Annotated in this window: 21 protein-coding genes and 1 tRNA gene; 15 read left to right on the top strand and 7 right to left on the bottom strand. The window is 57.4% G+C overall.

What is annotated here, in order from left to right; all coding sequences use genetic code 11:
* The 3 genes from dnaN to DXD24_RS03240 form a co-directional block, all read right to left on the bottom strand.
* Complete coding sequence (gene dnaN, locus DXD24_RS03250) at window positions 1-1,104, bottom strand: DNA polymerase III subunit beta (protein ID WP_117646142.1); 1,104 nt, start codon at window positions 1,102-1,104, stop codon at window positions 1-3.
* Between the two features lie 238 nt (window positions 1,105-1,342).
* On the bottom strand, window positions 1,343-3,067 hold the full coding sequence (locus DXD24_RS03245) for a DnaA ATPase domain-containing protein (protein WP_117646141.1): 1,725 nt from the start codon (window positions 3,065-3,067) through the stop codon (window positions 1,343-1,345).
* A gap of 15 nt (window positions 3,068-3,082) precedes the next feature.
* Window positions 3,083-4,435, bottom strand: coding sequence for an ATP-binding protein (locus tag DXD24_RS03240; protein WP_089572572.1), 1,353 nt, complete (start codon window positions 4,433-4,435; stop codon window positions 3,083-3,085).
* Window positions 4,436-4,780: 345 nt separating this feature from the next.
* Here DXD24_RS03240 and rpmH point away from each other — a divergent pair, with 345 nt between their 5' ends.
* The 9 genes from rpmH to DXD24_RS03195 all read left to right on the top strand — a co-directional run bounded on the left by rpmH (window position 4,781) and on the right by DXD24_RS03195 (window position 9,820).
* Complete coding sequence (gene rpmH, locus DXD24_RS03235) at window positions 4,781-4,915, top strand: 50S ribosomal protein L34 (RefSeq protein WP_019127408.1); 135 nt, start codon at window positions 4,781-4,783, stop codon at window positions 4,913-4,915.
* Window positions 4,916-4,935: 20 nt separating this feature from the next.
* Window positions 4,936-5,274, top strand: coding sequence for a ribonuclease P protein component (gene rnpA / locus DXD24_RS03230; protein ID WP_082435526.1), 339 nt, complete (start codon window positions 4,936-4,938; stop codon window positions 5,272-5,274).
* On the top strand, window positions 5,271-5,495 hold the full coding sequence (gene yidD, locus DXD24_RS03225; RefSeq protein WP_022093804.1) for a membrane protein insertion efficiency factor YidD: 225 nt from the start codon (window positions 5,271-5,273) through the stop codon (window positions 5,493-5,495). Before rnpA ends, yidD begins: the two co-directional genes overlap by 4 nt.
* 29 nt (window positions 5,496-5,524) lie before the next feature.
* Complete coding sequence (locus DXD24_RS03220; protein WP_117646140.1) at window positions 5,525-6,295, top strand: YidC/Oxa1 family membrane protein insertase; 771 nt, start codon at window positions 5,525-5,527, stop codon at window positions 6,293-6,295.
* A 44-nt stretch (window positions 6,296-6,339) separates the two neighbouring features.
* Window positions 6,340-6,909 carry a R3H domain-containing nucleic acid-binding protein gene (locus DXD24_RS03215; protein WP_022093802.1) on the top strand — a complete coding sequence of 190 codons (570 nt, stop codon included), beginning with the start codon at window positions 6,340-6,342 and terminating at the stop codon, window positions 6,907-6,909.
* A gap of 168 nt (window positions 6,910-7,077) precedes the next feature.
* Window positions 7,078-7,743, top strand: a complete 666-nt coding sequence (gene rsmG / locus DXD24_RS03210) for a 16S rRNA (guanine(527)-N(7))-methyltransferase RsmG (RefSeq protein WP_233502312.1) — start codon at window positions 7,078-7,080, stop codon at window positions 7,741-7,743.
* A 134-nt stretch (window positions 7,744-7,877) separates the two neighbouring features.
* Entirely contained in the window at window positions 7,878-8,678 is an 801-nt protein-coding gene (locus DXD24_RS03205; RefSeq protein WP_117584022.1) for a ParA family protein, read from the top strand.
* A complete protein-coding gene (locus DXD24_RS03200) occupies window positions 8,671-9,576 on the top strand; it encodes a ParB/RepB/Spo0J family partition protein (protein ID WP_199407969.1) in 906 nt (301 codons plus the stop codon). The genes DXD24_RS03205 and DXD24_RS03200 overlap by 8 nt, the downstream gene beginning before the upstream one ends.
* Complete coding sequence (locus DXD24_RS03195) at window positions 9,566-9,820, top strand: hypothetical protein (protein ID WP_099432405.1); 255 nt, start codon at window positions 9,566-9,568, stop codon at window positions 9,818-9,820. Before DXD24_RS03200 ends, DXD24_RS03195 begins: the two co-directional genes overlap by 11 nt.
* 198 nt (window positions 9,821-10,018) lie before the next feature.
* Here the strand turns inward: DXD24_RS03195 and rlmN are convergent, their stop codons facing one another.
* Window positions 10,019-11,071: a 23S rRNA (adenine(2503)-C(2))-methyltransferase RlmN gene (rlmN, locus tag DXD24_RS03190; RefSeq protein WP_117564011.1), complete on the bottom strand. Its 1,053-nt coding sequence runs from the start codon at window positions 11,069-11,071 to the stop codon at window positions 10,019-10,021.
* Between the two features lie 85 nt (window positions 11,072-11,156).
* On the opposite strand from rlmN, the gene DXD24_RS03185 reads away from it, so the two are divergent.
* Complete coding sequence (locus DXD24_RS03185; protein ID WP_117564010.1) at window positions 11,157-12,122, top strand: D-alanine--D-alanine ligase; 966 nt, start codon at window positions 11,157-11,159, stop codon at window positions 12,120-12,122.
* The gene (locus DXD24_RS03180) at window positions 12,116-15,010 is read left to right on the top strand and encodes a helicase C-terminal domain-containing protein (RefSeq protein WP_117646139.1); all 2,895 of its coding nucleotides are present in this window, start codon (window positions 12,116-12,118) and stop codon (window positions 15,008-15,010) included. Before DXD24_RS03185 ends, DXD24_RS03180 begins: the two co-directional genes overlap by 7 nt.
* On the opposite strand, the gene DXD24_RS03175 is transcribed toward DXD24_RS03180, so the two are convergent.
* Entirely contained in the window at window positions 15,007-15,924 is a 918-nt protein-coding gene (locus DXD24_RS03175; protein ID WP_117646138.1) for a YafY family protein, read from the bottom strand. The genes DXD24_RS03180 and DXD24_RS03175 overlap by 4 nt on opposite strands.
* The gene (locus DXD24_RS03170) at window positions 15,911-16,933 is read right to left on the bottom strand and encodes a YafY family protein (RefSeq protein ID WP_117646137.1); all 1,023 of its coding nucleotides are present in this window, start codon (window positions 16,931-16,933) and stop codon (window positions 15,911-15,913) included. The genes DXD24_RS03175 and DXD24_RS03170 overlap by 14 nt, the downstream gene beginning before the upstream one ends.
* Before the next feature lie 198 nt (window positions 16,934-17,131).
* On the opposite strand from DXD24_RS03170, the gene DXD24_RS03165 reads away from it, so the two are divergent.
* Window positions 17,132-20,329 carry a hypothetical protein gene (locus DXD24_RS03165; protein WP_117646136.1) on the top strand — a complete coding sequence of 1,066 codons (3,198 nt, stop codon included), beginning with the start codon at window positions 17,132-17,134 and terminating at the stop codon, window positions 20,327-20,329.
* 21 nt (window positions 20,330-20,350) lie between these two features.
* Window positions 20,351-20,569, top strand: a complete 219-nt coding sequence (locus tag DXD24_RS03160; RefSeq protein WP_022094153.1) for a hypothetical protein — start codon at window positions 20,351-20,353, stop codon at window positions 20,567-20,569.
* A 66-nt stretch (window positions 20,570-20,635) separates the two neighbouring features.
* Here DXD24_RS03160 and DXD24_RS03155 read toward each other — a convergent pair whose 3' ends face one another.
* The gene (locus tag DXD24_RS03155) at window positions 20,636-24,067 is read right to left on the bottom strand and encodes a SpaA isopeptide-forming pilin-related protein (RefSeq protein ID WP_117646135.1); all 3,432 of its coding nucleotides are present in this window, start codon (window positions 24,065-24,067) and stop codon (window positions 20,636-20,638) included.
* Between the two features lie 297 nt (window positions 24,068-24,364).
* On the opposite strand from DXD24_RS03155, the gene DXD24_RS03150 reads away from it, so the two are divergent.
* Both DXD24_RS03150 and purB read left to right on the top strand, forming a co-directional pair.
* A tRNA-Gly gene (locus DXD24_RS03150) sits at window positions 24,365-24,439 on the top strand.
* Window positions 24,440-24,863: 424 nt separating this feature from the next.
* Window positions 24,864-26,210 (top strand): adenylosuccinate lyase, encoded by a 1,347-nt coding sequence (gene purB, locus DXD24_RS03145; protein ID WP_117646134.1) that lies wholly within the window; start codon window positions 24,864-24,866, stop codon window positions 26,208-26,210.
* The last annotated feature ends 8 nt before the right edge of the window (window positions 26,211-26,218 follow it).

Genomic DNA, 26,218 nt, shown 5'->3' with positions numbered 1-26,218 from the left:
CTAGATGCGGACCGGCATGACCAGGTACAGGTAGTTGATCTTGTCGTAGGACTTGAAGATGCCCGCCTGCGAGTAGCTCTTGAGCTCCAGCGTGATCTCCTTCTCCTTGGACAGGGCATTGAGGCAGCCGAAGATGTAGTGGTAGTTGAAGGCGATGGTACCCGACTCGCCCTCGGCCTCGACATCGATCGTCTCCTGCGCAAGGTCTTGGTCATTGGAAATGGAGGACAGGCCCATCTGCCCGTTCTCGACATCGATCTCGAACTTGACGGCGGGGTTGGCGCTCGCGATAACGGCTACGCGCTTGAGGGCGGCGTTAAAGGCGGCGACATCGATCTTGACGCTCGTCACGCACGAATCGGGGATGAGCTGCTTGTAGTTGGGGTACACGCCCTCGATGCGACGCGACACGTAGGTGGTGTTGCCGGCCTCGAAGACGACCTGGGTGTCGGTAGCCCCGATCATGATGGTCGCTTGGCTGGCCATGATGCTCAGCGCGTCGTTAAAGGCGTCAGCCGGAACGTTGAGCTCAAAGGAGCCCTCGAGGGTCGAGGTCTCGACCTGCGTATCGCACACGGCCAAGCGGAAGGAATCGGTCGCCACCAGGCGTACGGTGTTGTTCTCGACCTTCATGTGCACGCCGCCCAGGATGGGGCGAGCCTTGTCGGTCGAGGTGACGCGCCACACGCGGCCGACCATTTCGGACAAGACATCGGTCGGCAGCTCCACGGCACTCTCGATGGCATAGGCCGGAAACTCGGGGAAGTCATTGGCATCGAGCGTGTTCAGCCTAAAAGAGCTCTTCTCGCAACCAATCAGCACCTGGCGCTCGGACAGCTCAAAGGTGACCGGGGCATCGGGGAGGGTCTTGGTGATATTGGAGAGCATCTTACAGGGGACAACCATCTCGCCCTCTTCTTCGACATGCGCCGCGATGCGATGACGGATCGAGATGGTGTAGTTAGAGGTCTGGAATTCCAAGATGCCGTCTTGGGCCTTAACGAGCACGCCCGACAGGATGGGGAGGGTGGATGCCGAAGCGACACCCTTCATAACGACGCCGATGGCTTGTGTAAGCGAGCTCTGGCTGACGGTGAACTTCATCTTTTAATACCTTTCTATAGATATAAATATCTTAATAATAGTAATAGCACTGACGAAACTGTTGATTACTCCCAAAGACGCAGGTCAGACCCAGAAAGAGAATCGACAGCAACCTGTGTGCAACAGGGGTGGTTTTCCACGTTCAAAACCTGCGCAAAACTTTTCATCACCGCGGGTTGGGTTTTAGACACCTTATGCCCGTGGTTTCGACAAGTTTTCAACAGCTGTGTCCATTTACCTACGAGCGCAGTGTAATTTTATCGCGCAGCGACTTGAGGTCTTCGGTAACAGTCCGGTCTTCCTGGATCATCTTCTGGACCTTTTTGTAACTCGTGCTGACGGTCGAGTGGTTGCGGTTGCCAAATTCGGCGCCCACCGCCGTGGTCGTCATCTCGCACATCTCGATGGCCAGGTAGATAGCGATATGGCGTGCTTTGGCGATATTGGCGTTGCGACGCGGGCCGATGAGCTCCTCGTGCGTCACGCCGTACTGCTCTTCGATGACGGACTGAACCGTCTGGACGTTGATCTTTTTGGCCGATGTGTCGAAGTACTGGCTGGCGATGGCGTCGATATCGTCAAAGGTGAGCTCCCCGCCCTCGCGCTCGCGGTCGCCCGCCTCGCCGGCGCAGCGCTCGCAAAAGCTCTCGAGTTCGCGGATGTTGGTGCCCGAGACCTCGGCCATGTGTTTAAAGTGCTCGTCGGTTAGGTGCCCGCCGTCGCCCCCATAGGCCGCCAGCAGCGAGTCGTCGCCTGCCTCGGGAGCGGCGACGATGGTGTTCTCGTAATAGCGCTGCAAGATCTTGTATTTCATCTCGTAGCTGGGCTCTGCGACCAGGCAGAGCATGCCGGCGTTGAAGCGGCTGGTCAGACGCTCGTCCATGCTCAGGTCCTTGGGGGCGCGGTCTGCCGCGATGACGACCTTCTTGTTGTTGCGGATGAACTCGTCCATGAGCTGGAAAAAGTAGTCCACGCTCGCGCGCTTGCCGATGATGTTTTGGATGTCGTCGATGATGAGCACGTCCACGCCGTGGTACGCCTGCATGATGGGGGCGTTGCTCTTCTTTTGGCGGTCGAACTCGGTCATCAGGTCGTCCAGATATGCCTGGGAGTTGGCATACTTGACCTTGATCTCGGGCGACTTTTCGGCGAGCTCGTTTTTGATGGCAAGCAGCAGGTGCGTCTTGCCCAGGCCCGATTTGCCGTAGATGAACAGTGATGTGCACGTGCCCCGCTCGTCCGCGAGGGCGGCAAACTTGAGTGCCGAGCGATAGGCATGGCTGTTCTCGGGGCCGTAGACAAAGTTCTCAAAGGTAAATTTTGAGTTCGCGGCGAGCGGGGCTCCATCCGTATTCTGCTCGAACGGCGCGGTCGGTGCTGGCATGGGTGAAGCGGGGGTCGCAGCTTGCGTGGATTTAGTTGGCGCTCCGCCCTTCATCTGGTTCATCATGCGGCGAAAATCATCGGCCGAGAGCGTGTTCTTGATTGCAATGCCCGAATCCGCGCCCGTCGTTGCGTCGTGAGCGATGGGCATGTGCGTGACGGGTGCGTTCGTTGACGTCGCCGCCGCGGTCGGCAACGGTGCCATGGTTTCACGGGAAACATCGCTGTGCTGGTGCTCGATTGTCGGCACGTCGCCTGCGGAGGCCGGCACCGCCGGGGAAGCAGCGGGAGCCGTGGCAGGCGCCGTCGCGGCAGCGGATTCCGTCGCGGCGCCTTGCGGTGCCACGATGTCGAGCGCGATCGGTGCAAAGGCGATTTCTTCCAGATAGGCCTCAATGGTCGGCTGATGCTTTTTGAGCTGCGCGATGGCAAAGCGCGAGGGGGCCTCGATCGTGAGCGTATCTTCGGTCAGGCTTATGGCGCGCGATTGCCCCAGCATGTTGATGAGGCGTGCATCTCGGCCGTCGCGCTGGCAAAAGGCGATGGCATCCCCCAGGATGATGCTTGCTTCCTCGTCCACTGTCTCTCCCGTTCTTTAGCTCTGAGCTCGCACGCGAGCGGCGCCGAGTTCGGTCAGATGGTATTTCTGGCCATGCTTGATGACCAAGCCGGCCTGCGCCAAGTCATTGAGCGTGCGTGACCAAGTGGGGGCCGAGTTTCCAAACGCCCTCGCCAGATCGGTAGCACCGCACGCTTGATTTTGCGCCAGATAGCCCAGCGCGGCGTTGCCGCGATCGCTTACGAACACGTCCGGTTGTGGCTGCGCATACTGATTTGCTGCATTAGGATACATCATTTGAGCTGCTGGTTGTTGAGAACTCTGCATCGGCGGCATTTGCTGTTGAAAACTTTGAGGCCACTGGTGGTAAGGCTGCGGAGGCATCTGCTGGGCCCAGGGGTTGTACTGCTGCTGCGTCATCTGCTGGTACGGCTGCTGATATCCCTGCTGGTACTGCTGCGGGAACTGCTGGCCATATCCCAGTGGCGGCATCTGCTGATATGGATATCCCTGTTGGTACGGCTGATAGCCCATTTGCTGGCCACCCGGTGCCCCCGTCGCCTGCTGCATTGCTGCTGTATCCTGATCCGCCAGCGGCATGGCCTCTGGCACGTTTGGCGGCATCGACATCGACGCCGCCTGGGGCTCTTGTGTAGGAAGCATTCCGGGCTGCTGCATCTGTCCCACGCGGGGCTGCATCTGTTGCGTTGCCATGGGCTGCTGCGCAAAAGCTCCCGGCAGGGGATATGCGGGCTGCTCCGTCTCGGGCCGCACGGCAGCACCGCGCCCGCCGGCGCGTTCGATTTCCTGCACGCGTTTAGGGTCCAGGCTTACCGTAACCACGGTGCCGTTGCCCATGTTGTCCTCGATGGACACGGCCCCGCCGGCGTTTTCCAAATACTCCTGCACCATGGGAAACCCTGCTCCGGTTCCACGGATATAGCGCTTCATCTTGCTGTTTGCGCTGGTAACGCCAAAGTCGAAAGCGCGCTCCTTGTCGTCGATGCCGGGTCCTTGATCAGCAAAGCGGATGGTGTCTCCGCCGTCCAGAATCGAGATGATGGGCTCGGCAAAGTGTGCGTGGATAAAGTTTTCGACAATCTCGCGGATGACCATGAGCGAGATGTGGCCACCTTGCTCTTTCATACACTGGTAGACGGTGTTGGTCGTCTCTTCCAAATACGTGCGGACATCTTGCGGATCAATGACGATCACACGCGGTGTCGACAGCATGTCGTCATAGACGGCGATGCGCGCGGCGTACATGGCTTTTGGCGCCTGCGTGGTCGTCTGCTCGCCTTCCTTACGCTCTTCGCGCACGCCGGTGATGTGCTCGTTGTCGGGTGCCGGGTCTCCGGAATCGACCATGGTGTAAAAGTCGTCAGACATGCCGCTCGCAATCTTTCAAAAGGTTTCGAACAAATAGTAGCTCACCGTGCAATGTTTCTCATCTTTCGACAACTTTTCAAAACCTGTTGAAAACTTTGGAAAACGGACGAAAAGTTCTCAACATTGCCAACATGACCTGTTGAAAACTCGATGAAATATCGTGAAAAGTTGCCATGCACCGCTAAATCGAGCTCGGCTTATGGGGGAACCGTGTGAACTGCGCAACCTTTTACCTTTGATTTCTTGACATTTGAACATTGATTTCCCTACAATCTTCAAGCTCACGTGTCTATATCTGCGTCCGCGCCCCCGCGGACACTCGAAATGCAGCAGGAGGAACTTAAGATGAAGCGTACGTATCAGCCTAATAAGCGTAAGCGTGCCAAGACCCATGGCTTCCGTGCCCGTATGGCCACCAAGGGTGGTCGTGCCGTGCTCGCCCGTCGTCGCGCCAAGGGCCGCAAGCGTCTCACTGTCTAGCAGCGATACACACATCTCGCATGAAGACTATTAAGTCTCGGCAAGATTTCGAGCATGTGTTCAGTCAGGGGCGTCGTTTCAATCACCCTCTGATTCGAATGACCATATGTGAATCGGTTGGCGAAGGCGACTCCGGAAGGGTCGCCTTCGTTGGTGCTAAACGGCTCGGTTGTGCTGTCGTGCGCAACCGTTCTAAGCGTGTGATGCGCGAGGCCGCCCGCAGCTGTGGATTTCCCGTTGCGGGTTATGACATCATCTTGTTCGCAACTCCCAAGACGAGGGTTTCCTCGCCGCAGGAGATGGACAATGCATTGCGTTCGCTTATGAAACGCGCCGGCGTTGCCGGGGAGGAGCGATGAGCAATCACGTTTTGCGACGTGTTGCCATCGCTCCTATTCGCATATATCAACAGGTTATTTCGCCCTTATTGCCTGACGCCTGCATTTATTACCCAACGTGCTCGCAATACGCCGTCCAGGCGATTGAGAAGTACGGTGTTTTGAGAGGCTGCTGGCTTGCCGTGAGGCGCATCGCTCGCTGCAATCCCCTGCACGTCGGCGGTTATGACCCTGTGCCCTAGCGGGCACTCGCTATCGGAGGAAAACTTACATGTGGGATTGGATCGTTAACATCCTTTTCGAGCTGCTCAAGCTCATCCAGACCTTTGCGGTCGACTGGGGCCTGTCCATTATCATCCTGGTGGTCATCATCCGTCTGCTGCTGACGCCGCTTATGCTCAAGTCGACTAAGTCGACGGCACGCATGCAGGTGCTGCAGCCCAAGATGCTCGAGATCCAGGAGCGCTATGCCGACGATCCCCAGCGTCAGGCCGAGGAAATGCAGAAGTTCTACAGCGAGAACAAGTTCAACCCGATGGCTGGTTGTCTGCCGCTGTTGATTCAGATGCCTGTCCTGTTCGCCCTATTTACGCTGCTGCGTAACCTGCCGGACTACTTTAACGACGGCACGTTCTCGTTCTTTAATATTCTGCCCGACCTGACCACCTCGCCGAGTGCCTCCTTTGCCGATGGCTTTATGGTCGCGCTGCCTGCGCTGGTCTGCCTGATCCTGTTCGCTGTCCTGACCCTGATTCCGCAGCTCTATATGTCGCGCAACCAGACCGGCCAGCAGGCTCAGAGCATGCGTATGATGGCCGTTGTCATGACGGTCATGATGCTTTGGATGGGCTGGAGCCTTCCCGTTGGTGTTCTGCTGTACTACGACGTCTCGTCTGCTTGGCAGGTTATCCAGCAGATTTTTGTGACGCAGAAGGTCATCGACAAGGCGAAGGCCGATGAGGAGGAGCGCCTTAAGAACGCGCCGCTGCAGGTTGAGGTCACTCGTCGCGAGAAGAAGCCGCGCCCGCACAAGAAGAAGTAGTGGGATATCAATCTTATTTAGGTACCTAACTTTTGGAGTACGTTATGTCTGAAGAGATCATCGAGGATATGCTTGAGGAGGTTGCCCCGCAGGTCGCGGGCGATTATCCCGAGATTGCACAGCGCTACAAGGCTGGTGAAGAGCTGACCGACGAGGAGCTCGACACCATTGCCGATGTCGCGATTTCCATCCTGCGTTCCATCCTTTCGCACTTCGATGCCGCCAACTCTCCTATCGATGAGTATGAGGGCGACGAGGGTGAGCTGATTCTGGATGTAACGGCTCCCGACCTTGCTGTTCTCATTGGCCGTCATGGTCGCACCCTTGATGCCCTTCAGGTTATGTTCTCATTGCTGGTGAGCCGCAAGCTCGGCTTTAGGTATCCGGTTGTAGTGGACGTCGAGGGATACAAGAGCCGCCGCCAGGACAAGGTTGCCTCCATGGCTCAGTCTGCTGCCGAGCGTGCCATCCGCACTCATAAGAGTGTTTCGCTTCCGCCCATGAATGCCTACGAGCGCCGACTGGTTCACATTGCACTTCGTGGCAATGACGCCGTCGATACTCATTCTGAGGGTTCTGACCCCGATCGCCATGTGGTGATTGTTGCTCGATAATCTACTCGAGCTTATGCTAAGGGGACGTGGTTTCCACGTCCCCTTTTTTTGTCAAAAGTTCTCGATACACTGATTTTTGTCAGAAAGGAGCTTTCGTTGTTAGTACTTACTGATCAGCAGGCTGACGAGATGTTGAGTCGTCTAACTTCCTATTGCAAAGAGTATTCCTTGAGCGTAACTGATACTGAGCTGAGGAAATGTATTCAACATTTGGATTTGGTTCTGGAAACAAATAAGACAACCAATCTCACCCGTATTCTTAACATAGAAGATGCTGCGGTACTTCATATCCTCGACTCACTTGTTTTGCTCCCCTATATCAATAAGGCTCCTGAGGGAGCTTTGCTCGATATGGGAACAGGTGCGGGCTTCCCTGGTATTCCGTTAACCATAACCACGCATCGTAAAGCTACTTATATTGACTCTGTTGGTAAGAAGGTTGATGCTGTCAATTCTTTTGTTGATGTTCTTGGATTGAAACATGCTCATGCGGTTCATGATCGCCTTGAAGAATATGCTCGAAGCCATAAGAAGCAGTTTTCTGTCGTAACCGCCCGCGCACTTGCCCCTCTACCGATTCTTGTTGAGTATGCTGCTCCGTTCCTCAAAGACGGAGGGCTATTTGTTATCACCAAGGGTAATCCTTCGGATGAGGAGCTTGCTTCCGGCATGTCAGCAGCTAAGATTTGCGGCTTCACTTTGCTTCTGAATGACGCAATCGATTTGCCTGAGGGCTTGGGCCACAGGGAGTTCATTGTTCTTAAAAAGAGTCATCCGGCATCCGTTTCATTGCCTCGTGCAAATGGCATGGCAAAGAAGAATCCGCTTGCCTAGATGTTTCACGTGAAACATAATGGATACTAACAACTTGCAGTGTTTCACGTGAAACATGGCGGTTGATATCGAATCGGAATGTTTCACGTGAAACATCCTCCGTTTGACAGCTTTAATACACACCAGGAGGGACCGTGGGATTTCGCGACGTTAAGCGTTCTAAGAGCGCAAAAGACACGCGTATCATTGCAATCATCAATCAAAAAGGCGGCGTCGGTAAGTCAACGACGGCTGTGAACCTTGCAGCAGCACTGGGTGAGCAGGGTCGTAAGACACTGATTGTCGATTTTGATCCGCAGGGAAACAGCACCAGTGGATTTGGAATTGAAAAAGAAGACCTTGATCGCTGCATCTATGATGCATTGTTGAATGATGTGCCGGCAGAATCGCTTGTTCTTGATACAAATTGCAAAAAGGTATTCGTAATTCCAGCTACGATTCAGCTTGCAGGTGCCGAAATTGAGCTCGTAAGCGCAATTGCTCGTGAAACCCGCCTCAAAGATTTGCTTGAGCCGATTCAGGACGAGTTCGATTTTATTTTCATTGACTGTCCTCCTTCGCTCGGCCTGCTTACTATCAATGCCTTGACCGCAGCAGACAGCGTTTTGATTCCGATCCAGTGCGAGTACTACGCACTCGAGGGCGTTACGAAGCTGCTAGAGTCAATGAAGATGGTCAAATCACGTCTTAACAAGGGCTTAGACACCTATGGTGTGCTTATGACCATGTATGACTCGCGTACTTCTCTATCGAATCAGGTTGTTGAGGAGGTTCAATCGTACTTTGGTGATAAGGCATTTAAGACGCTAATCCCCCGTACGGTTAAAATCTCCGAAGCTCCGTCTTTTGGAGAACCGGTAATTACCTATGCACCTCAAAATAAGGGTGCAAAAGCGTATATGAACCTTGCAAAAGAGGTGATCAAGCGTGCCTAGTGTAAAGAAACGTGGCGGATTGGGACGTGGACTCAATGCTTTGGTCTCAGAGGCCGAGTATGAGACCGGTGGTTCTGCTGTATCTGCTTCAAATGCCGCATCTGTAACAAAACTACCTATTGAGGATATCGTTCCCAACCCTAATCAACCGCGAATTCATTTTAATGAAACTGAACTTCGCGAGTTGAGCGAGTCAATCCAAGAGCATGGCGTTTTGCAGCCGCTCTTGGTTCGCAAGCATGGAAACGGCTATGAGATCATCGCTGGTGAGCGTCGGTATCAGGCATCAAAGCTTGCTGGTCTTGAGGAACTGCCTGTCATCATTAAAGATGTTAATGATGAAGAGATGCTGGCTCTTGCTCTTATCGAAAACCTTCAGCGTTCTGATCTGAATCCCGTCGAAGAGGCTAAGGGCTATCGCCAGCTTATCGATGCCAGCGGTATGACCCAGGAGGCATTGTCGAAAGCGGTAAGCAAGTCACGCTCTGCAATTACAAACTCGCTGCGCCTTCTCGATCTCCCCGAAGTAGTTCAGCAGATGATTTTTGAGGGTAAACTTACTGCTGGACATGCACGTGCGATTCTTGCAGTTCCCTATGAGGACGCGCGAATTCGACTTGCAGAGAAGGTTGTTGCGGAGGGCCTTTCCGTAAGAGCGACAGAAAATCTTGCTCCATTGTTTTCTGCCGGAGAGACAACTAAGACGCCACGGGCTGCAACGCCTCAGTCTTTTAAAAAGGCTGCGCGTGTACTTCGTCAGGTATTTAATACCAACGTTCGTGTGAAGAGCTCGCGTGGAAAGAATAAGATTGAGATTGAGTTTAAAGACGAGGAAGAGCTCTCTCGTATTCTTGGTGAAATGATTCAGTTTGATCAAGGAGGCCAAGATGAGGAATAAGATTTTTACTGCGATTGCATTGGCGACGACTGTCGCGGCTGGTGCCTTTGCTGGCTATAAGATCGCGACAGACGATGAACTTCGAGGTCGTTTGCTTCGTGGCGCGCAAGATATCGTTGATACGTCAAAGAAGAAAATGGATGTTATGACAGAAGATGTTGCCATGCGCACTGCTCAGGTAACGAAAAATCCTAAGATTAATCAAGGTTGGGTTAGCAACCAATGGGAAAATGTAGGCTATTAGGTACCTAACAATTACCCTGCATATTTTGAGCGGCCCTTGTCTGATTCATGAGACAAGGGCTGCTTATTTTGTCCGTAAACAATGGGGAAGCTAGCAGCGGTCCAAAATTGAGGTCAATAAATGAAACGGCCCCTGTTGCATATCCTGCAACAGGGGCCGTCCGATGTTTCACATGAAACGTTTTGGAGTGCGACTCCCCTATGCGCTCTTCTGAACTTTGAAGCGCTGTTTCAGCTGTCCGCAAGCGGCGTCAATATCGTTACCACGGGAGTTACGAATCGTGGTCTCGATGCCACGGGACTCAAGACGACGCTGAAGATCCTCAACCTTATGAATCGGCGACGGCTTGAGCGGGCTGCCCTCGATGTCGTTAAGTTGAATCAGGTTAACGTGGCACAGCGTTCCCTCGCAGAAGTCGCAGAGTGCCTGCATCTCGGGATTCGTATCGTTGACGCCTTCGATCATGGCATACTCATAGGTCGGGCGGCGGCCAGTCTTCTCGGTGTAGAGCTGAAGCGCTTCGTGAAGGCGAAGCAGCGTGTATTTCTTAACACCGGGCATGAGCTTATTGCGCGTCGACTGGATGGCGGAATGCAGGGAAACGGCAAGAGTGAACTGCTCGGGGATATCGGCAAATTTGCGAATACCGGGAATAACGCCGCTGGTAGAGACGGTGAGGTGACGAGCGCCGATACCGATACCATCGGGGTCGTTGAGGATACGCAATGCCTTGAGAACCTCGTCGTAGTTGGCAAACGGCTCGCCCTGGCCCATGAAGACAACGCTTGTGGCACGCTCGCCAAAGTCGTTGGATACATGAAGCACCTGGTCGACGATCTCTTGAGCGGTCAGAGAGCGCTTGAGGCCGTTGAGACCGGTAGCGCAAAAGGCGCAGCCCATGCCGCAGCCTGCCTGGGTTGAAACGCAGACGGAAAGTTTGTTACGACGGGGCATGCCGACAGTCTCGACGGAAATGCCATCGTGGTACTCGAGCAGATACTTGCGCGAGCCATCTTTGGAAACCTGCTTGGTGAGTTCAGTCGGCGTATCAAAGGCAAAAGCCTCTTTAAGCTGCTCACGGAAAGCCTTGGGAAGGTTGGTCATATCGTCAAACGAACAAACGTTCTTCTCAAAGACCCATTCGATGAGCTGCTTTGCGCGGAAGGCGGGCTGGCCAAGTTCGGCCACAAGCTCGCGAATATCGTTTTGGCTCAAGTCGCGAATGTCCTGAGATTTAGTCCTGGGATTCATGGAAGCCTTTCGATTTTGGGGAAACGTAGAGGGTATCGCTACAATATGGTATCAGCTGCAGAAATTATAGAGGAGGAGTCTGCCCATGCCGGGTAAAAGCCTAGAGAACATGCACGTAGCGGTCTTGGCGGGCGGTCGTTCCGCCGAGCGCGAGATCTCGCTCAATTCGGGAAAGAACGTCGTGGTGGCACTGAAGGAAGCCGGCTACACTTCGGTGGAGCTGCTCGACACGGCTGCCGATGACTTTATGGTAACCATGGCGACCGGTGGTTTCGACGTGGCGTTTATTGCCATGCACGGTGCCGGCGGTGAAGATGGTGCCATGCAGGGTGCCATGGAGACCCTGGGTATCCCCTACACGGCCTCGGGCGTGCTTGCCAGCGCTTGCGGTGCCGACAAGGAGGTCTCGAAGCTCCTGTACGCCAAGGCGGGCATTCCCATTGCCCCCGGCCTCGCGCTCGAGGCGGGCGATGAAGTCGATATCGATCATATCGTCGAGGTTTGTGGCGAGCGCTGCTTTGTGAAGCCGGCCGTAAACGGTTCCAGCTATGGCATTTCCCTGGTCCATGAGCCCTCCGAGCTGCCCGCGGCAATCGCCAAGGCGTTTGAGTACGGCGACAAAGTGCTGGTCGAGAAGTGCATCGAGGGTACCGAGATCACCGTCGGCGTATACGGCGAGGATGACGTGCGCGCCCTGCCGATTGTTGAAATCCGTAAGCCCGAGGACTGCGAGTTCTACGATCTGGACGTGAAGTATGTCGACCCTACGGACATCCATCGCATTCCGGCGCAGATTTCACCCGAGAACTACGCTCGTGCTCAGGAGCTCGCCTGTGCTGCCCATAAGGCACTCGGCTGCCTGGGTATCTCGCGCAGCGACTTTATCGTGAGCGAGGATGGCCCCGTCATCCTCGAGACCAACACGATTCCCGGCATGACCGATACATCGCTGTATCCGGATGAGATTCGCCACACCGATGACATGACGTTCCCGCGGGTGTGTGACAGTCTGATTCGTATGGGACTTCGTCGAGCGGGCGTTGCATGCTAATCGAGGACGCTGTTTCGTCGGGAACGCCGCAGTTTGTCATCGATTCCTATGCCACGCTTGCCGGGCGCGCCAAAACCCAATCGTTTGGTCTCATCGAGGAAGATGTTATCGTCCTCGATACCGAGACCACGGGTCTTTCGGTGCAGGACAACGAGCTTATCGAGATATCAGCGGCCCGCCTTTCGGGCCGCGAGGTTGTCGATCGGTTCGATACCTTCGTGCATCCCAAGCAGCTGATTCCCGCCGAGATTACCGAACTCACGAGCATTACAAACGCCGATGTGGTGGATGCCCCATCGGCCGTCGAGGCCGTGGCCGCTCTCGCCGATTTTGTCGGCGGCTGCCCGGTGATTGCGCATAATGCCACCTTCGACCGTTCGTTTATCGAGTCGGTCAAGGGCGGTGTCAACGTCAGCGACATCTGGATCGATTCGCTGGCACTGTCGCGCATCGCGCTTCCGCGCCTGGCCTCGCATAAGCTGTCTTTCATGGCCGACCTGTTTGGCTGCGACTCGGTGTCGCACCGCGCCAACGCCGATGTCGACGCCCTGTGTGGTGTGTGGCGCGTGCTGCTCGTGGCGCTCACCGACTTGCCTCAGGGCTTAATGGCGCGCCTGGCCGACATGCACCCCGACGTGCCCTGGTCCTATCGTCCCATCTTCTCGTTCTTGGCGGGACAGAACCCCGGTTCCATCTTCTCTCTCAGCGCCGCCCGCGCCGACGTGCTCAAGGCCGATCGGGCCGATGATCGCGTCGATGCGGACGAGCTGCCGGTCCTTAAGATGCCGAGCCGCGAGGAAATCGAGGCGGACTATGCCCCGGGCGGCCTGGTTAATCGCATGTATCCCACGTATGAGCCGCGCGATGAGCAGATCGCGATGGCGCTCGAGGTCCGTGACGCACTCGTTACGGGAACGCATCGCGTGATTGAGGCGGGGACAGGCGTCGGTAAATCGATGGCCTATCTGGTGCCTTTTGCCGAGGCCGCGCGCCGCAACAATATCACGGTTGGTATCGCGACTAAATCGAATAATCTTGCCGACCAGCTCATGTATCATGAGCTGCCCAAACTTGCCGAGCAGCTGGACGGAGGCCTATCGTTTTGCGCCCTCAAGGGCTATGACCACTATCCATGCTTGCGTAAGCTTGAGCGCATGAGCCGCGGCCAAGTCGAAATTACGACTAAGCGTGATCCCGCCGACACGCTTACGGCAGTCGCGGTCATCATGGCGTACGTGTGTCAGTCGGCCGATGGCGACCTCGACTCGCTTGGCATTCGCTGGCGCAGCGTCAACCGTCCCGACTTCACAACGGCCTCGCGCGAGTGTGCCCGTCGCCTCTGCCCGTTTTTCCCCGATAAATGCCTGGTCCACGGCGCCCGCCGTCGCGCGGCGCATGCCGATGTGGTGGTCACCAACCATTCCCTGTTGTTCCGCAATGTTGCGGCCGAGGGCAGAATCTTGCCTCCGATTCGTCACTGGGTGATCGATGAGGCCCACTCCATCGAGCGCGAGGCACGCCGTCAATGGGCGCGCGTGGTGTCGGCGGATGAATCGCGCGTTCTGTTTGAGCGCCTGGGCGGCTCGAGCACCGGTGCGCTGAGCCAGGTTTCCCGCGATTTGGCAACCTCGGAGGGCTCTACGCTTTACCTGGGTCTTACCGCCAAGGCGACGTCGACGGTTGTACGTGCGAGCATGGCGATTGCCGATGTGTTTGACGGCGTTCGCGAGCTTGGCCGCCGTGCCCGCGGCGGCTATGACAATGCGAACCTATGGATTGGCCCCGAACTGCGCGAATCTGACGACTGGCATGATTTCTTACAGTCGGCCTACGCTGCCATCGATGCATTGGAACAAGCTGACAAGAGCGTCGACGCGCTGGTGCAAGCCGTTGCCGCCGACAAGCCCGAGGTTGTTGTCGGCCTGGGTGATATCTCGCGCCGCCTACACGAGCTGGCCGAGAACCTCAAACTCATCATTGACGGTACCGATGAGCACTACGTGTACTCGCTGCAAGTCAATCGCAGATTGCGCGCCGGCGGCGAGTCGATGACCGCGGAGCGCATCGATATTGGCGAGGCCTTGGCAACCGAGTGGCTGCCCGAGGTCCACACGGCTATCTTTGCATCGGCGACCATGACGGTTTCCAAGAGCTTTGAGCATTTTAACCACGCCGTCGGACTCGATCGTATCGGTGCCTCGACATCATCGTCGCTGCACTTGGATTCGAGCTACGACTTCGATTCGAATATGGCCATGGTCGTGGCTGGGGATATTCCTGATCCGCGCGACCGCGAAGGCTATCTTACGGCGCTCGAGCGAGTGCTGGTCGACGCCCATCTTGCCATGGGCGGATCGGTGCTCACGCTGTTCACCAACAGGCGCGACATGGAGGAGCTGTACGCTCGCGTCGAGCCCAAGATGGCTCGTGCGGGTCTGGAACTCAACTGCCAGCAGCGCAACTCGTCCCCTCGCCGTCTACGCGATCGCTTTATCAACGAACCGACCTCGTCGCTTTTTGCGCTCAAGGCCTTCTGGGAGGGGTTTGATGCCAGCGGCGAGACGCTGCGCTGCGTCATCATTCCCAAGTTGCCGTTCTCAAGCCCCACGGACCCGCTCTCGTGCGAGCGCAACCTGCGCGAAGACCGCGCATGGGCGCGCTATTCGCTGCCCGAGGCGGTGCTCGAGGTTAAGCAGGCCGCGGGGCGTTTGATTCGCTCGTCGACCGATAGCGGTGTGCTGATCTTGGCGGATCCTCGCCTGGTGACGAGGGGCTATGGCAAGAAGTTCTTAACGTCGCTGCCCACGAGCTCCTACCAGCGCATCGAATCGGCGCAGATCGGGCACTATCTACAGCTGTGGCGTGCACGCCACGAGCGGCGGCGCTAAAGCGGACAGACGAGGGTTTTTGCCATATCGCACAGACGCTTTGACAGGGCGGGGTCATCCAAGATGCGGATGGCTCCGCCCGCTGCGATTATCTGGCTCAGCAGCCAACGCTCGGAGCCGTAATGCACGGTTACCGTTGCCATGTCTGTCCCGCTGCGCTCGATGAGGGTGATGCCGGCCCAGTCCAGATGCTCCGCCATATCGAATGGCATCAAGAGCTTTGCGCTACGCTGCGTCCGGGCAAGGGAATCGTGGAGGGATGCAACGTCCGGTACGTGAGGCACGACGGAGTCTTCCGTCAAGGCGAGTCCCTCGATTTTATCCATGCGATAGGTGCGCTGCTCATCGACCGCGATGTCCCAGGCAATCAGGTATGTTTGGTCGCCGTTTGCCGTAATGCGCAAGGGGTCGACCAGACGCTCGCGTGGCCGTGCATCGTCCATCGAGCGATACGAGATGCGGCAGCGAACGCCGTCCTGAATGGCGCAGCTCAGCTGCTGCCAGTGCGACCCGTGGCTGACGGTGTCAGAGACGCGCTGGTTATAGCCGAGCTCTTCGGGTAGAAGAGCGTGTCGAATTCGAGCCGCCGCCTGGGGCTCGATCCCCAACGATTCAAGTTCGTGGTTGAGCACAGCGCCCTCGGCGGCACTCAGACGCAGCGGTAGCACACGCCCAGCGTCACCGGTGAGGACCACACGCTCGCCGTGGCATTCGCAGATGATGCGCGCACCCGATTCTCGGTCCGCGAGCGTCGAGACGATCTCGAGAATCTCGTCGAGCGACACTCCTGTGATGTCAAAGCGACTGCAAATCTCAGTTCGTGTCATGCCGCTCTCGCCGGCGGCGTAGAGGGCCTCAATGATGTCGATGGCGCGCGAGAGTCTCTGCTCGCTGGTGAGTTTACGCACGGGCATACTCGTGCACCGTCCTTTCAATGAGGTGGTTCCACGCCTGCTTGAGCGATTTGGGGGCCATGGGCCTCATGCCGTCCATAGCGTGGGCCATGCAAAATGAGGCGGCGGCTTCAAGGTCGCGCACGTCAACGGTCCAGGTCCATCCCGCATCGGTGTGTGCGAGCTCACCTCGCCCGCGCGTGAGGCCGTTGATCATATCGATCTGCGCCTGCGGGGCGAACGAGAACGTGGCTGCAACGGGCGGTCGGTCGGCAAAATCGAATTCAAAGAACAGGTAGTCGTTGAGGTTGAAGTCCGCAGGGATGGTGTAGGCCTTCGAAGGACGCCAAGCGCGAACGATACGGTCGCAGCGGAATGTCCTGATGTCGTCGGTGGCATTGTCGAGGCCGCAGAAGTACGCCACGCCCTCGCGCTCGAACATGCCGTAGACGCAGACGGTACGCTCTTTTTGCCCACCGCGTCCGTTCTGATATAAAAATCGCAGCGCGCATCGCTCGGCAAAGGCGCTCCATACCGCATCGACGGTGGGAGAGCGGCGGATCGGTGCTTCGTCCACCGCAGATATGCCGGTGAGGTAGGCAATTTTGGAGCGAATGTCGGCAAGCGGCGCGGCAAAGGTGGAAGAGCCGGCCGCTATTGTCTGGTCGATAGCGTTGAGCAGGATATCGGCGTCGTCTGCGGTGATGAGGCCGCCTGCCGCAAACGTGTGCTCGCGGTCGATTGTCCACGAGCTTTCCTCGGTCTCCTGCGCACCGGCGGGGCGAACCTCCTTGATTAAGATGCCACGCTCGAGCAGTTTGTCACGATCGCGCCGAAACTTGCGCTTATCCGAGTCGATGTTGCCCGAGCCATATCCCAGGTCAGAATCCAAGACGATCTGCTCGGTCGTCAGCGGTTCGGGGGAGCTGTTGAGCACAAAGAAAAGATTGAGGATGCGCTGGGCCGTTTTATCGAAACTGGGCTCCGAATTCCCCTTTTTAATTGTCGCGGTCGCGTCGCTTGCCGTCATAGAGTCCTCGCATGAGAAGGTGGTTTGCTGCCATGATTTTAGTCCGATATGGAGATTAGGCTATATCCTTGTCCGCTCGGGGCGTTAAGATGGCCCGAATTCGGTCGTTTGCGCTCGCTCGGGGTATACTTTCGACTATATACGGTTCTAATGTGCATGCATTGGGCCTATTTGTCGGATTATGGATGTGGAGCGCACATGGCGAACACCCAGAACTATATTAACCACCTGCTGCAGAACACCGGCATCACGCCGGCATGCAGCGAAGAAGAGCGCTTGGCTGCCGAGGATATCGCTCAGATCTTCCGCAACCACGGCTTTGATCCCGAGGTTCAGGAGTTCAATGCCCCGGCGCCCAGCAGGTTGGCATTTGCCGTTACCGGTATTCTTGCGTTTGCCGGCGCCCTGCTGATGGGCATCGGCGGCGGCATCGGCTTGGTCGGCACCTTGCTGGCCATTGTCGGCGCCGTTCTTTACGTGCTCGAGCGCACGGGCCACCCCGTGGTTTCACGCCTGGGCAAGACGGGCGTGAGCCAAAATGTCATCGCCTACCACAAGGCCTCGGGCCCGCTCGCGTCTCCGCGCAACCGCCCGGTGGTCGTTGTCGCACACTACGACTCTCCCCGTGCCGAGCTGCTCGCCCGCGAGCCCTATGCTTCGTATCGTGCGCTCATCGCCAAGCTGTTGCCCGTTGCCACGGTTGCCCCTGCTGCCGTTGCCATCTTGCGTATCCTGCCGCTCCCCGGCGCGCTCAAGGTTCTGCTGTGGATTGTCGCGATCCTCGCTTCCCTCGTTGCGCTCGCCAACGCGGCAAACATCATTTCTAACCGCTACATTCTTCCCTATACGTCCGGCGCGGTGTGCAACAAGTCTTCTGTCGCCGCTATGCTCGGCGTTATGGACAACGTTGCTCCCTTCCAGGGCGAAAACGAGTTTCCCGACGATGTTCCGTTCGATACCTATTTTGGGGAGCAGAAGCGTCGTGCCGAGGAGATGGCGCGCGCAGCAGCGGAGTATGCCGCGGCCCAACAGCAAAACGACTACGGCAACACCATCGAGTATGAAGAGCCTACCTACGCCGAGGATGAGTTCGGTCAGCCGATTGCTCCCGACGCTCAGGCCGAGCCCGAACAGGGTGAGGATTTCGACGAGCAGATCGAGGGCTTTGAGGGTGCGTCTGCCGACGAGACGCTGATTGGCGCCATTGTGCCCGAGGATCAGAATCAGGCTGTCCAGGCCGAAGAGTTCAATGACGAGGTTTCCGCTGCCGAGCCGGCGGAGGAGCCTGTCGCGGCCGAGCCCGAGCCCAAGCTCTATCGCAATGCCGCCGGCAACATCCGCTTTGGTTCGGATGCCATCCGTGCGCTCGGGATGCTTCCCGAGTCCTGCACGCTCGATTACGAGGAGGGCGAGGAGCCGACGTTTGAGCCCGAGCCTGCCCCCGTCGTGACTGCACCTGCGCCCGCCGTCACCGTGGATGATGAGTCTGCCGCGGTTACCGCTGCCGTTGCCGAGCCCGAGGCGGTGTCCGCGATCGATCCCGCGGCAGGACTGGACATTTTGGCCCCCGCCGCGCCGGCGCAAGACGTTGCGGACGAGCCTGACGACGATTACGTTGAACAGCCGAGGCGCGTGTCTTACGAGAGCGATACTGATTTTTCGGCCGAGATTCCCGCGGCAACGCCCCATGCCGATATTGCATCCGCGTTCTCTTCGATTGGCGCCAGTGCTTCCAACTTCTTTAAGGGTGCGCTTGCAAAGGGCAAGAAATTTGTCGACGATTTCGAGGAGAAGCGCGCTGCCGCACGCGAGGCTGCCGAGCAGGAGGCTATCGCTCAGCAGCAGGCAGCCGAGGCGGCACGTGAGCGCGCGGCGCAAGAGCTCGAGCAGAACGAGGCTATGCAGTCCGTGCCCGTCGACGCTGCCGAAGCTACAACGTCCTTTGAGTCCCAGCAACCGGCGTCCACGGATGTTGTTGAGGCGACGACGTCTTTCGAGGCTCAGCAGCACGTCGATAGCACCATGTCGTTTGATGCCGCGCAGTTCGATTCCACGATAACGTTTGAAAAGCAAGGCACCGCGATTGCCGAGCCCCTTCCTGTTTCCGATGAGCAGGGCGACGCGGCAGATGATGGCGAGCCCATTGATGCTGCCGAAATTCAGGATGCTGCCGAGGACGAGTCCGTCGAGGTCAACTCTGACGAAGAGCAATACGCGGCAGCCGATCAAGGTGATTCGGCCGAGGTCGAGCAGGAGGAGGTGCCTGCGGTTTCCGAGACTCCCGAGACGGATGAGTCGAGGCCTTACTCCACGCAGATTTTCACCATGCCGACCCCGAGTGGTTCCGGTGCCACGGTTGCCAATGTCGCTCCCACCCAGGACGAAACGGTCGATTCCCTTATGGCCCAGATTTCCTCCCAAGCATCGCCGCGTCCGCAGATGAATGTTCCCGATCCGGCGTCGGCACCGTCGCCTGCACCCTCCTCGTCTCCGCTGGCTTCGGTCCCCGATCCGTCGCTGCCGTCGATGAAGCAGACAAACGTTGCGTCTCGTACGTCGCTGTTCGACCTTCCCGATCCCTCCGCACAGGTCAACGACCCCTTTGCTACCGCCCAGGGTCCCGAACCCACATCGGCACCCGTTGCGCCTCCTATGCCCGTTGCGTCGGGCGCACAGCCGATCGAGACCATTTCGGCTCCCGCCCCTGCGGCACCCAAGTCTCGCAAGCGCGGCCTGGGCGGCCTGTTCGGTCGTAAAAAGAAAAACGAACAGGACAGCATGAGTGACTGGCTGGGCGTCGAAGACGATTACGATGCCAAGAAGTCCGGTCGCGGCATCGGTTCGTGGGATAATTTCGAGGACGATAACGATGGCTGGAAGGGCGGCGCTACGTCTTCCGACGGCGCTTCTTCCGAAGATATGCTCTCGGCTGTCGCCTCTATGGGTGACGATGAGCTGCTCGGTCACGATATCTGGTTTGTGGCAACGGGCGCCTCGGATTGTGATGGCGCCGGCATGAAGGCCTTCTTGGCTTCGCATCGCGATAAGCTCCGCGGCGTATTCTTCATCAATCTTGAATCCGTCGGCGCCGGTAGGCTTTCGGTGGTGACGGTTGAGGGCGAACAGCAGCTGCTCAAGGGCGATCGCCGCATCATGAACCTGGTCAGCAAGGTGTGCAAGTCGTTCCATGTCGATTGTGGCGCGCTCGAGATGCCCTATGCCAAGACCGATGCCTATGCCGCGCTCGAGGCGAGCCGCCGAGCCCTCACCATCGCCGGCGTGGACGGCACGCGCCTGGCTTGTGCTCGTACCGAGGACGACTTGCCCCACAATGTCAACCCGACGAACATTGCCACGGTATCCGAGGTCGTGACCGAGGTTATCCGCCGTTCGTAGACGGAGCTCTAAGGAGTCAACGTGTTTTCGTATATTAAGCGCCATTGGCCTGTCTACGTGATTTTGACCTTGATTGCCATTGCGTTAGGATTTGGGGCTGCCTACATCGTGGGTGCGAAGGGCTCGACCCCCGCCTCCGCAATCAGCGAAGAGGTGGAGCAAGAACAGAGCACGGGCGCCGATGGGATTCCTGAGTCCGAGCAAGCAATCGTTGATGGTGGATCTTCGTCTGCAGAGTAGATGCGGCGATTTAAATGATTGAAAGCGGGCGAGCCGGGGGACTGGCTCGCCCGCTTTTTCATCGCGCTAGCGCTTCTTTGGGATTGACCTAAGGCGAGCGAACCATAGGGCTGCGGCACCCGAGGTCAGGAGCGCGGTGATGCAGGCGGCGATGGGAGCTGATCCTGTTGCCGGTAGGTCCCGCGGTAGGGTACAGCGTTGAATGACACTGTCCTCGTCATGTGACTCAAGTTTATCGCCGCCGCCGTTGCGGCAAAGATCGACGCGTGCGCTGTTGGTGAGTGCAGTTTGGGGTGTGTAAGCCGACGTTGCCTGCATGTGCACGACTGCGCCCCGAGCATCTGTGCCAAGGATTGCTTTGGCATCGTCAAGGTCGTCGTGCTCATCTTTGAGATCATCGCGGGTCCAAGAATCCGTATCGCTTCGAGTCGTAAAGTCGGCGGCTACCGCACCGTATTCAATGCGAATGCCCGTCACGACGGTATTGGATGCAAGGTCGAGTTCTTTCGCCTCGAGTGTGGCGGATTCCGTGGTCGAGACATCCGCCTTCCAGAGGTGCCAGCCGTCGTAATCGACGAGGCGGCAATCTTCACCCAGGCTCTCTTTTACTTCGTCGGACTCAAGCCAAGGATTTTCGTGCCCATCGTCAAGCGTCGCGTTTGCCGGCTCATCGACGTCTGTCGAGTCCAACGGCGTCGTGCGATACCACACGTTGCACAGACCGTTGAGGTCGCCGATGGCGACGGGGGTTTCGATTGAGACGAATCTCGCCGTGCCGTCTTTGGCGCACTCAAGATCATCGGTAATCGTAAACTCATCAACCCAAGTAGCGGAATCGTTTCGAGCATCGATGGTATAGGAGAAAAGCCCATCCGTATTGGTTTGCATCGCGGCGCGGTTTTTTCCATCGCCGTTAGCCAACAGACCCTTCCCGATAGGTTGGACAAGTTCCTGACGCTTGTCGACCTGTCCTTTGATCTCGATGGGCGCATCCTTCATCGTGACGGATTGGACTTCTCCCGTATCCTTTATTTCAAACGTTATCTCCTCGGCAAGGTCATAGGTCCGCGGCGACATCGTTTCGCGCAACGAGTAGGTGCCGGGTGCAAGATGTTCGATGCGGTGCGGCTTGTCGGATGAGGTCCAGGAGTCTATTTCGGTTTTATCGGGACCATATAAGGTGAGCTGTGCACCTTTCACTTCCTGCTCTCCGCTTGCATCGACCTTGGAGATATCAACCTTGGTGTAATCGTCGGATACGTTAAGCCGTGCTTCCACAACGGGTGTTTTCTGGTCGGCATAGGTAAGGTCGACGATATGGTGCGTCCGGTCGAGTAAGAAGCCGGTCGGCGCTTGAGTCTCGACAACCTCGTAGCGTGCGGGGCCAGATCCCAGCGGGAGGTCGTCCGCGCGTGCTTCTCCAGTTTCATCCGTCGTGACGGTAGCGACAGTCTCACCGTCGAGCGCGGCAATGCTACCGTCGGGGCGCACGATATCACCTGAGGCACGGATCTCAAAGATGGCGCCCGCGAGGCTGCTGCCGTCTACGGCATCGGTTTTAACGATCCTGATGTTTCCGGTCGCGGCGCGGTCATAATACGAGACGATTGCAACGGGCGTTAGGTTTATATCGGCGGGTATGTTTACCTCGATCTCTCCGCCGACAAGATAGGGCTCTTTGGCCGAGGTTTCGCGTACATAATAGGTGCCCGGCACGAGCGATTCGGGCAGTGTGACGGTGCCGGTCGCGTCAGTCGTAAAGGTGTCCATTACGTTATGTGCTGGATACCAGCATGTTTGTGAGACAGGTTTGTGATTGCTGTCGAGGAGTTGGAAGGTGAATCCGGCTAGGGGAACAGAAGCGCCTGTTTGGGCATCGCGTTTTACAATCTGGAGATGCGTCGACAGAGCGTGGTTGTCCACGATATATTGAAGCTCGGCGCCGTCGGAAATCTGATTGGCCTCGACGGTCCATTCCCCCGCACGTTTAAAACCCTCGGGGACGGTTTCCGGAACCTCACGAACCGTGTAGCCGGCGCGGTCGTATGGGACGGCTCCGTGGACACCGGCTGGTCGCTTGCCTGTGCCGAACCATGCTTCGGGCTGGTCTTTGGTGGAGGCAAAGCCATAGATGTTTGTAGTCAGTGTGCCAACAACCTGCTGAGAGCTGTTACTGACAACCTCAAAGACAACATCTCCTGCCGGCTGCTCCAGGCCGGATTGATCGCTATTGCCGTAGTCCTTGAATTTGGAAATCTCAAGGTCAAACGCAATGGGGATATCGGAAACGCGAGATTCGATCTCGACCACGCTTGAATCGCCGAGTTGGTCGGCTCCAACGGTGTAAGACCAACTGTCACCGGAGGGCAAATAGCCCTCGGGCGCCTTCGATTCATAGATGGTAAAGGTTCCCAGGGGGACATCGGTGAGGGTAGCTCGACCGCTTTCATCGGTCCTGAGAGTTTGTGTCCATCCAGGGGTTGATTGCGATACGCACACGAATTCTGCTCCTGCGAGCGAAGCCCCAACTTGGGGGCCTGCATTCGTTGCGGCGTCGAGCTTTACAATGCGCAAGGTAATGGTGCCGGGTTGTTCATCAATGGTGACGTATCCGCCGTTATCCGTCGTGGTAAAGGCAATGCGATCGTGCAGGGGGATATAACCAGCTGGCGCTGTTGTCTCAACTAGGTAGTATGCCGTGTTGGGCAGAAGTGCTGCCTGCGCTTGACCGTTGCCGTCCATCTGGATGGTGCCGACACGCGCGCCGCTGGCGCTCTCAAAAACATCGAATGTTGCCCCGGTAAACTGATAGGTATTGTTTCCGCTGGTAATAACAGTGTTCGCAGACTGCTTTTGGAAGGAAACAGAGACCGCCGGCAGTACATAGAGCATGTCTTGACGTCTGCTGCCGCCCGATACGGTTCCTAGATAGCGTCGCGCGCGGTGCGGAGCGGCTTTGATGCTTCCTGATTTTGCGCTGTCGTGGAGCCACCGCGCAGCCGCCACGACTTCATCGTCGGCGGTAAAGTGCCCGCTCTTGGTTTTGCCCTGAGCGGTCGTGTAGGAGTAGGTGCCGTCGACATGGGTAGTGCCGTTGAGCATCCATACGGCAAGCTGGGTGGCGGCGCGGGCGCGATCGGGTGAAAGATGGTAACCGCCAAACGACGTGGCGGTAGGATATCCGTGACAAACGATTGCTGCGAACTCGTCGTCGAGCCACACCCAGCCTTGATCAAAGTTGAGCCATGGGCCGTCCGGCTTGGTGGGGCCGGGACGCTCCTGGTTCATGCAGTAGGCAATCGAGGCGTCTTGAGCTTCATACTTGCCGATAAAGAAGGGCCCACAATCATCGCTGATAGTGCGGAAGCCGAGCTGGTCGTAGCCATCGACGGCAAATGCGGCTCCCGGTGCCAGGCAGCCGAAAAGCAGGAAGAGGAGCAGGAGCAGCGGACCTGTTGCGATTGCGCTGTGGACAGAGTGCGTGGGTGCGTTGGACATGGCTGCTCCTTATCCCTCGTGCGCCGCACGGGGAGGCTGCGACGCGTAGGATGAGGCTACCCCCGAGGTTCATGCGGGTAAGTACCGGAGCCTGACCAAAAGCTTGCCCAATTCCTGACAAATTGAGCTCAAATACAACAATCAAGCAAAAGCGCAGGTAGAAGATAAGGTGAACAGGAAGTCAAAGGTCCTCGTCTCCACAATTGACGCGATTTTCAAACGAATCTCCACAGCTAAAACAAGCATCGCCACCCTTGTATCGAACAAGACAACCGCGTTATACTATCCCCCACATATGCGGGCATCGCCAAGTGGTAAGGCATCAGCTTCCCAAGCTGACACTCGCGGGTTCGAGTCCCGTTGCCCGCTCCATTCGAATTTCAGGCACGGTAACGTTTCGTTACTGTGCCTTTTTCAATAAAGTGCCGGGACTCGAACCCGACAGGGTGCGAGCGTTAAATAAACGCGAAGCGTTTATAGCGAGCAGGCAAGGTCGCCGATAGGCGACCGCAGCCGGTGCGGATTTGCGAAGCAAATACGCGGACGTCCCGTCGCCCGCTCCATCGGGCGCGGGAGACCTTGGGACGGCCAATTCAACAAAGTCTTCCCCATCGTCTCCGTGAATCCGAGGAGATCGACCGCAGCCGGTGCGGATTTGCGAAGCAAATGCGCAGACGTCCCGTTGCCCGCTCCAATTCCAAAATGTTAGGTTAATGCCTGCTGCCCATACTCGCGCCCGCGCACGGTACAATGGTTGAGTTACGACCAACGTGCCAATAACCAAAAAGGAGCCGCTATGATCGATCGCTATACCCGCCCGGAGATGGGACATATCTTCTCCCTCGAGAACAAGTATGCCATTTGGCAGGAGATCGAGGTTCTGGCCTGCGAGGCCCAGGCGGAGCTCGGCAAGATCGGCATTTCTAAAGACGAAGCCCAGTGGATCCGCGACCATGCCAACTTTGAGAAGGCGAAGGTCGATGAGATCGAGGAGGTCACGCGCCACGATGTCATCGCCTTCCTGACCAACATGAAGGAATATATCGACGCCGATGTTCCCGAGGGCGAGCCCAAGCCTAGTCGCTGGGTTCACTACGGTATGACCAGCTCCGACCTGGGTGATACTGCTCTGTGCTATCAGCTTACTCAGGCGTGTGACCTGATTATCGAGGACGTCAAGAAGCTCGGCGTGATCTGCAAGCGCCGCGCCTTCGAGGAGCGCAATACGCTCTGCGCCGGACGCACCCATGGCATCCATGCTGAGCCGATGACCTTCGGCATGAAGTTTGGCTCTTGGGCATGGGAACTCAAGCGCGACCTTGATCGTCTTGAGGATGCTCGCAAGAACGTTGCCTTCGGTGCCATCTCCGGTGCCGTCGGCACCTACAGCTCCATCGAGCCGTTCGTCGAGGAGTACGTCTGTGAGCACCTGGGTCTGGTTCACGACCCGCTGTCCACGCAGGTCATCAGCCGCGATCACCACGCCTATCTTGCCGGCGTGCTTGCCACTACAGCGGCCACCTGCGAGCGCATCGCGACCGAGGTCCGCAACCTGCAGAAGACCGATACACTCGAGGCCGAGGAGCCCTTCCGCAAGGGCCAAAAGGGCAGCTCCGCCATGCCGCACAAGCGCAACCCCATCACCATGGAGAAGGTCTGCGGTCTGTCGCGCGTCGTGAAGTCCAACGCCCAGGTCGCCTTCGACAACGTCGCCCTGTGGCACGAGCGCGACATTTCGCACTCTTCCGCCGAGCGTGTCGCCCAGGCCGATAGCTTCATCGCGCTTGACCATATGTTCCAGTGCCTCATTCGCGTTATCGACGGCCTGCAGCTGTATCCGGCCCGCATGATGGCCAATCTCAACAAGACCCGCGGCCTCATCTTCTCCTCCAAGGTCCTGCTTGCCCTCGTCGATACGGGTATCACCCGCGAGGATGCGTACGCCATTGTGCAGGAGAACGCCATGGCCACCTGGCACGAGGTGCAGGATTGTGTCTCTGGCCCCACCTTTAAGGAGCGTCTCGAGGCCGATCCGCGCTGTACCGTCAGCCAGGAGAAGCTCGACGAGATTTTTGATCCGTGGGACTTCCTCACCCGCATCGATACGGTCTTCGATCGCCTGGAGCAGCTGAACTTCGAGTAGGGTTAACC

This window comes from Collinsella sp. TF12-2AT, from assembly GCF_003436735.1.
In the GTDB taxonomy this organism is placed as follows: domain Bacteria; phylum Actinomycetota; class Coriobacteriia; order Coriobacteriales; family Coriobacteriaceae; genus Collinsella.
The sequence above is the reverse complement of the archived record's forward strand: the minus strand, read 5'-3'. Positions and strand labels throughout refer to the sequence as shown.

What these genes read in the sequence shown, in the direction of transcription:
- purB (WP_117646134.1), top strand. Translation starts at nt 24,864, where the DNA reads ATGATCGATCGCTATACCCGCCCGGAGATGGGACATATCTTCTCCCTC.
- rnpA (WP_082435526.1), top strand. Translation starts at nt 4,936, where the DNA reads ATGAAGACTATTAAGTCTCGGCAAGATTTCGAGCATGTGTTCAGTCAG.
- DXD24_RS03180 (WP_117646139.1), top strand. Translation starts at nt 12,116, where the DNA reads ATGCTAATCGAGGACGCTGTTTCGTCGGGAACGCCGCAGTTTGTCATC.
- rpmH (WP_019127408.1), top strand. Translation starts at nt 4,781, where the DNA reads ATGAAGCGTACGTATCAGCCTAATAAGCGTAAGCGTGCCAAGACCCAT.
- yidD (WP_022093804.1), top strand. Translation starts at nt 5,271, where the DNA reads ATGAGCAATCACGTTTTGCGACGTGTTGCCATCGCTCCTATTCGCATA.
- rlmN (WP_117564011.1), bottom strand. Translation starts at nt 11,071, where the DNA reads ATGAATCCCAGGACTAAATCTCAGGACATTCGCGACTTGAGCCAAAAC.
- DXD24_RS03185 (WP_117564010.1), top strand. Translation starts at nt 11,157, where the DNA reads ATGCCGGGTAAAAGCCTAGAGAACATGCACGTAGCGGTCTTGGCGGGC.
- DXD24_RS03165 (WP_117646136.1), top strand. Translation starts at nt 17,132, where the DNA reads ATGGCGAACACCCAGAACTATATTAACCACCTGCTGCAGAACACCGGC.
- DXD24_RS03240 (WP_089572572.1), bottom strand. Translation starts at nt 4,435, where the DNA reads ATGTCTGACGACTTTTACACCATGGTCGATTCCGGAGACCCGGCACCC.
- dnaN (WP_117646142.1), bottom strand. Translation starts at nt 1,104, where the DNA reads ATGAAGTTCACCGTCAGCCAGAGCTCGCTTACACAAGCCATCGGCGTC.
- DXD24_RS03220 (WP_117646140.1), top strand. Translation starts at nt 5,525, where the DNA reads ATGTGGGATTGGATCGTTAACATCCTTTTCGAGCTGCTCAAGCTCATC.
- DXD24_RS03215 (WP_022093802.1), top strand. Translation starts at nt 6,340, where the DNA reads ATGTCTGAAGAGATCATCGAGGATATGCTTGAGGAGGTTGCCCCGCAG.
- DXD24_RS03170 (WP_117646137.1), bottom strand. Translation starts at nt 16,933, where the DNA reads ATGACGGCAAGCGACGCGACCGCGACAATTAAAAAGGGGAATTCGGAG.
- DXD24_RS03175 (WP_117646138.1), bottom strand. Translation starts at nt 15,924, where the DNA reads ATGCCCGTGCGTAAACTCACCAGCGAGCAGAGACTCTCGCGCGCCATC.
- DXD24_RS03155 (WP_117646135.1), bottom strand. Translation starts at nt 24,067, where the DNA reads ATGTCCAACGCACCCACGCACTCTGTCCACAGCGCAATCGCAACAGGT.
- DXD24_RS03195 (WP_099432405.1), top strand. Translation starts at nt 9,566, where the DNA reads ATGAGGAATAAGATTTTTACTGCGATTGCATTGGCGACGACTGTCGCG.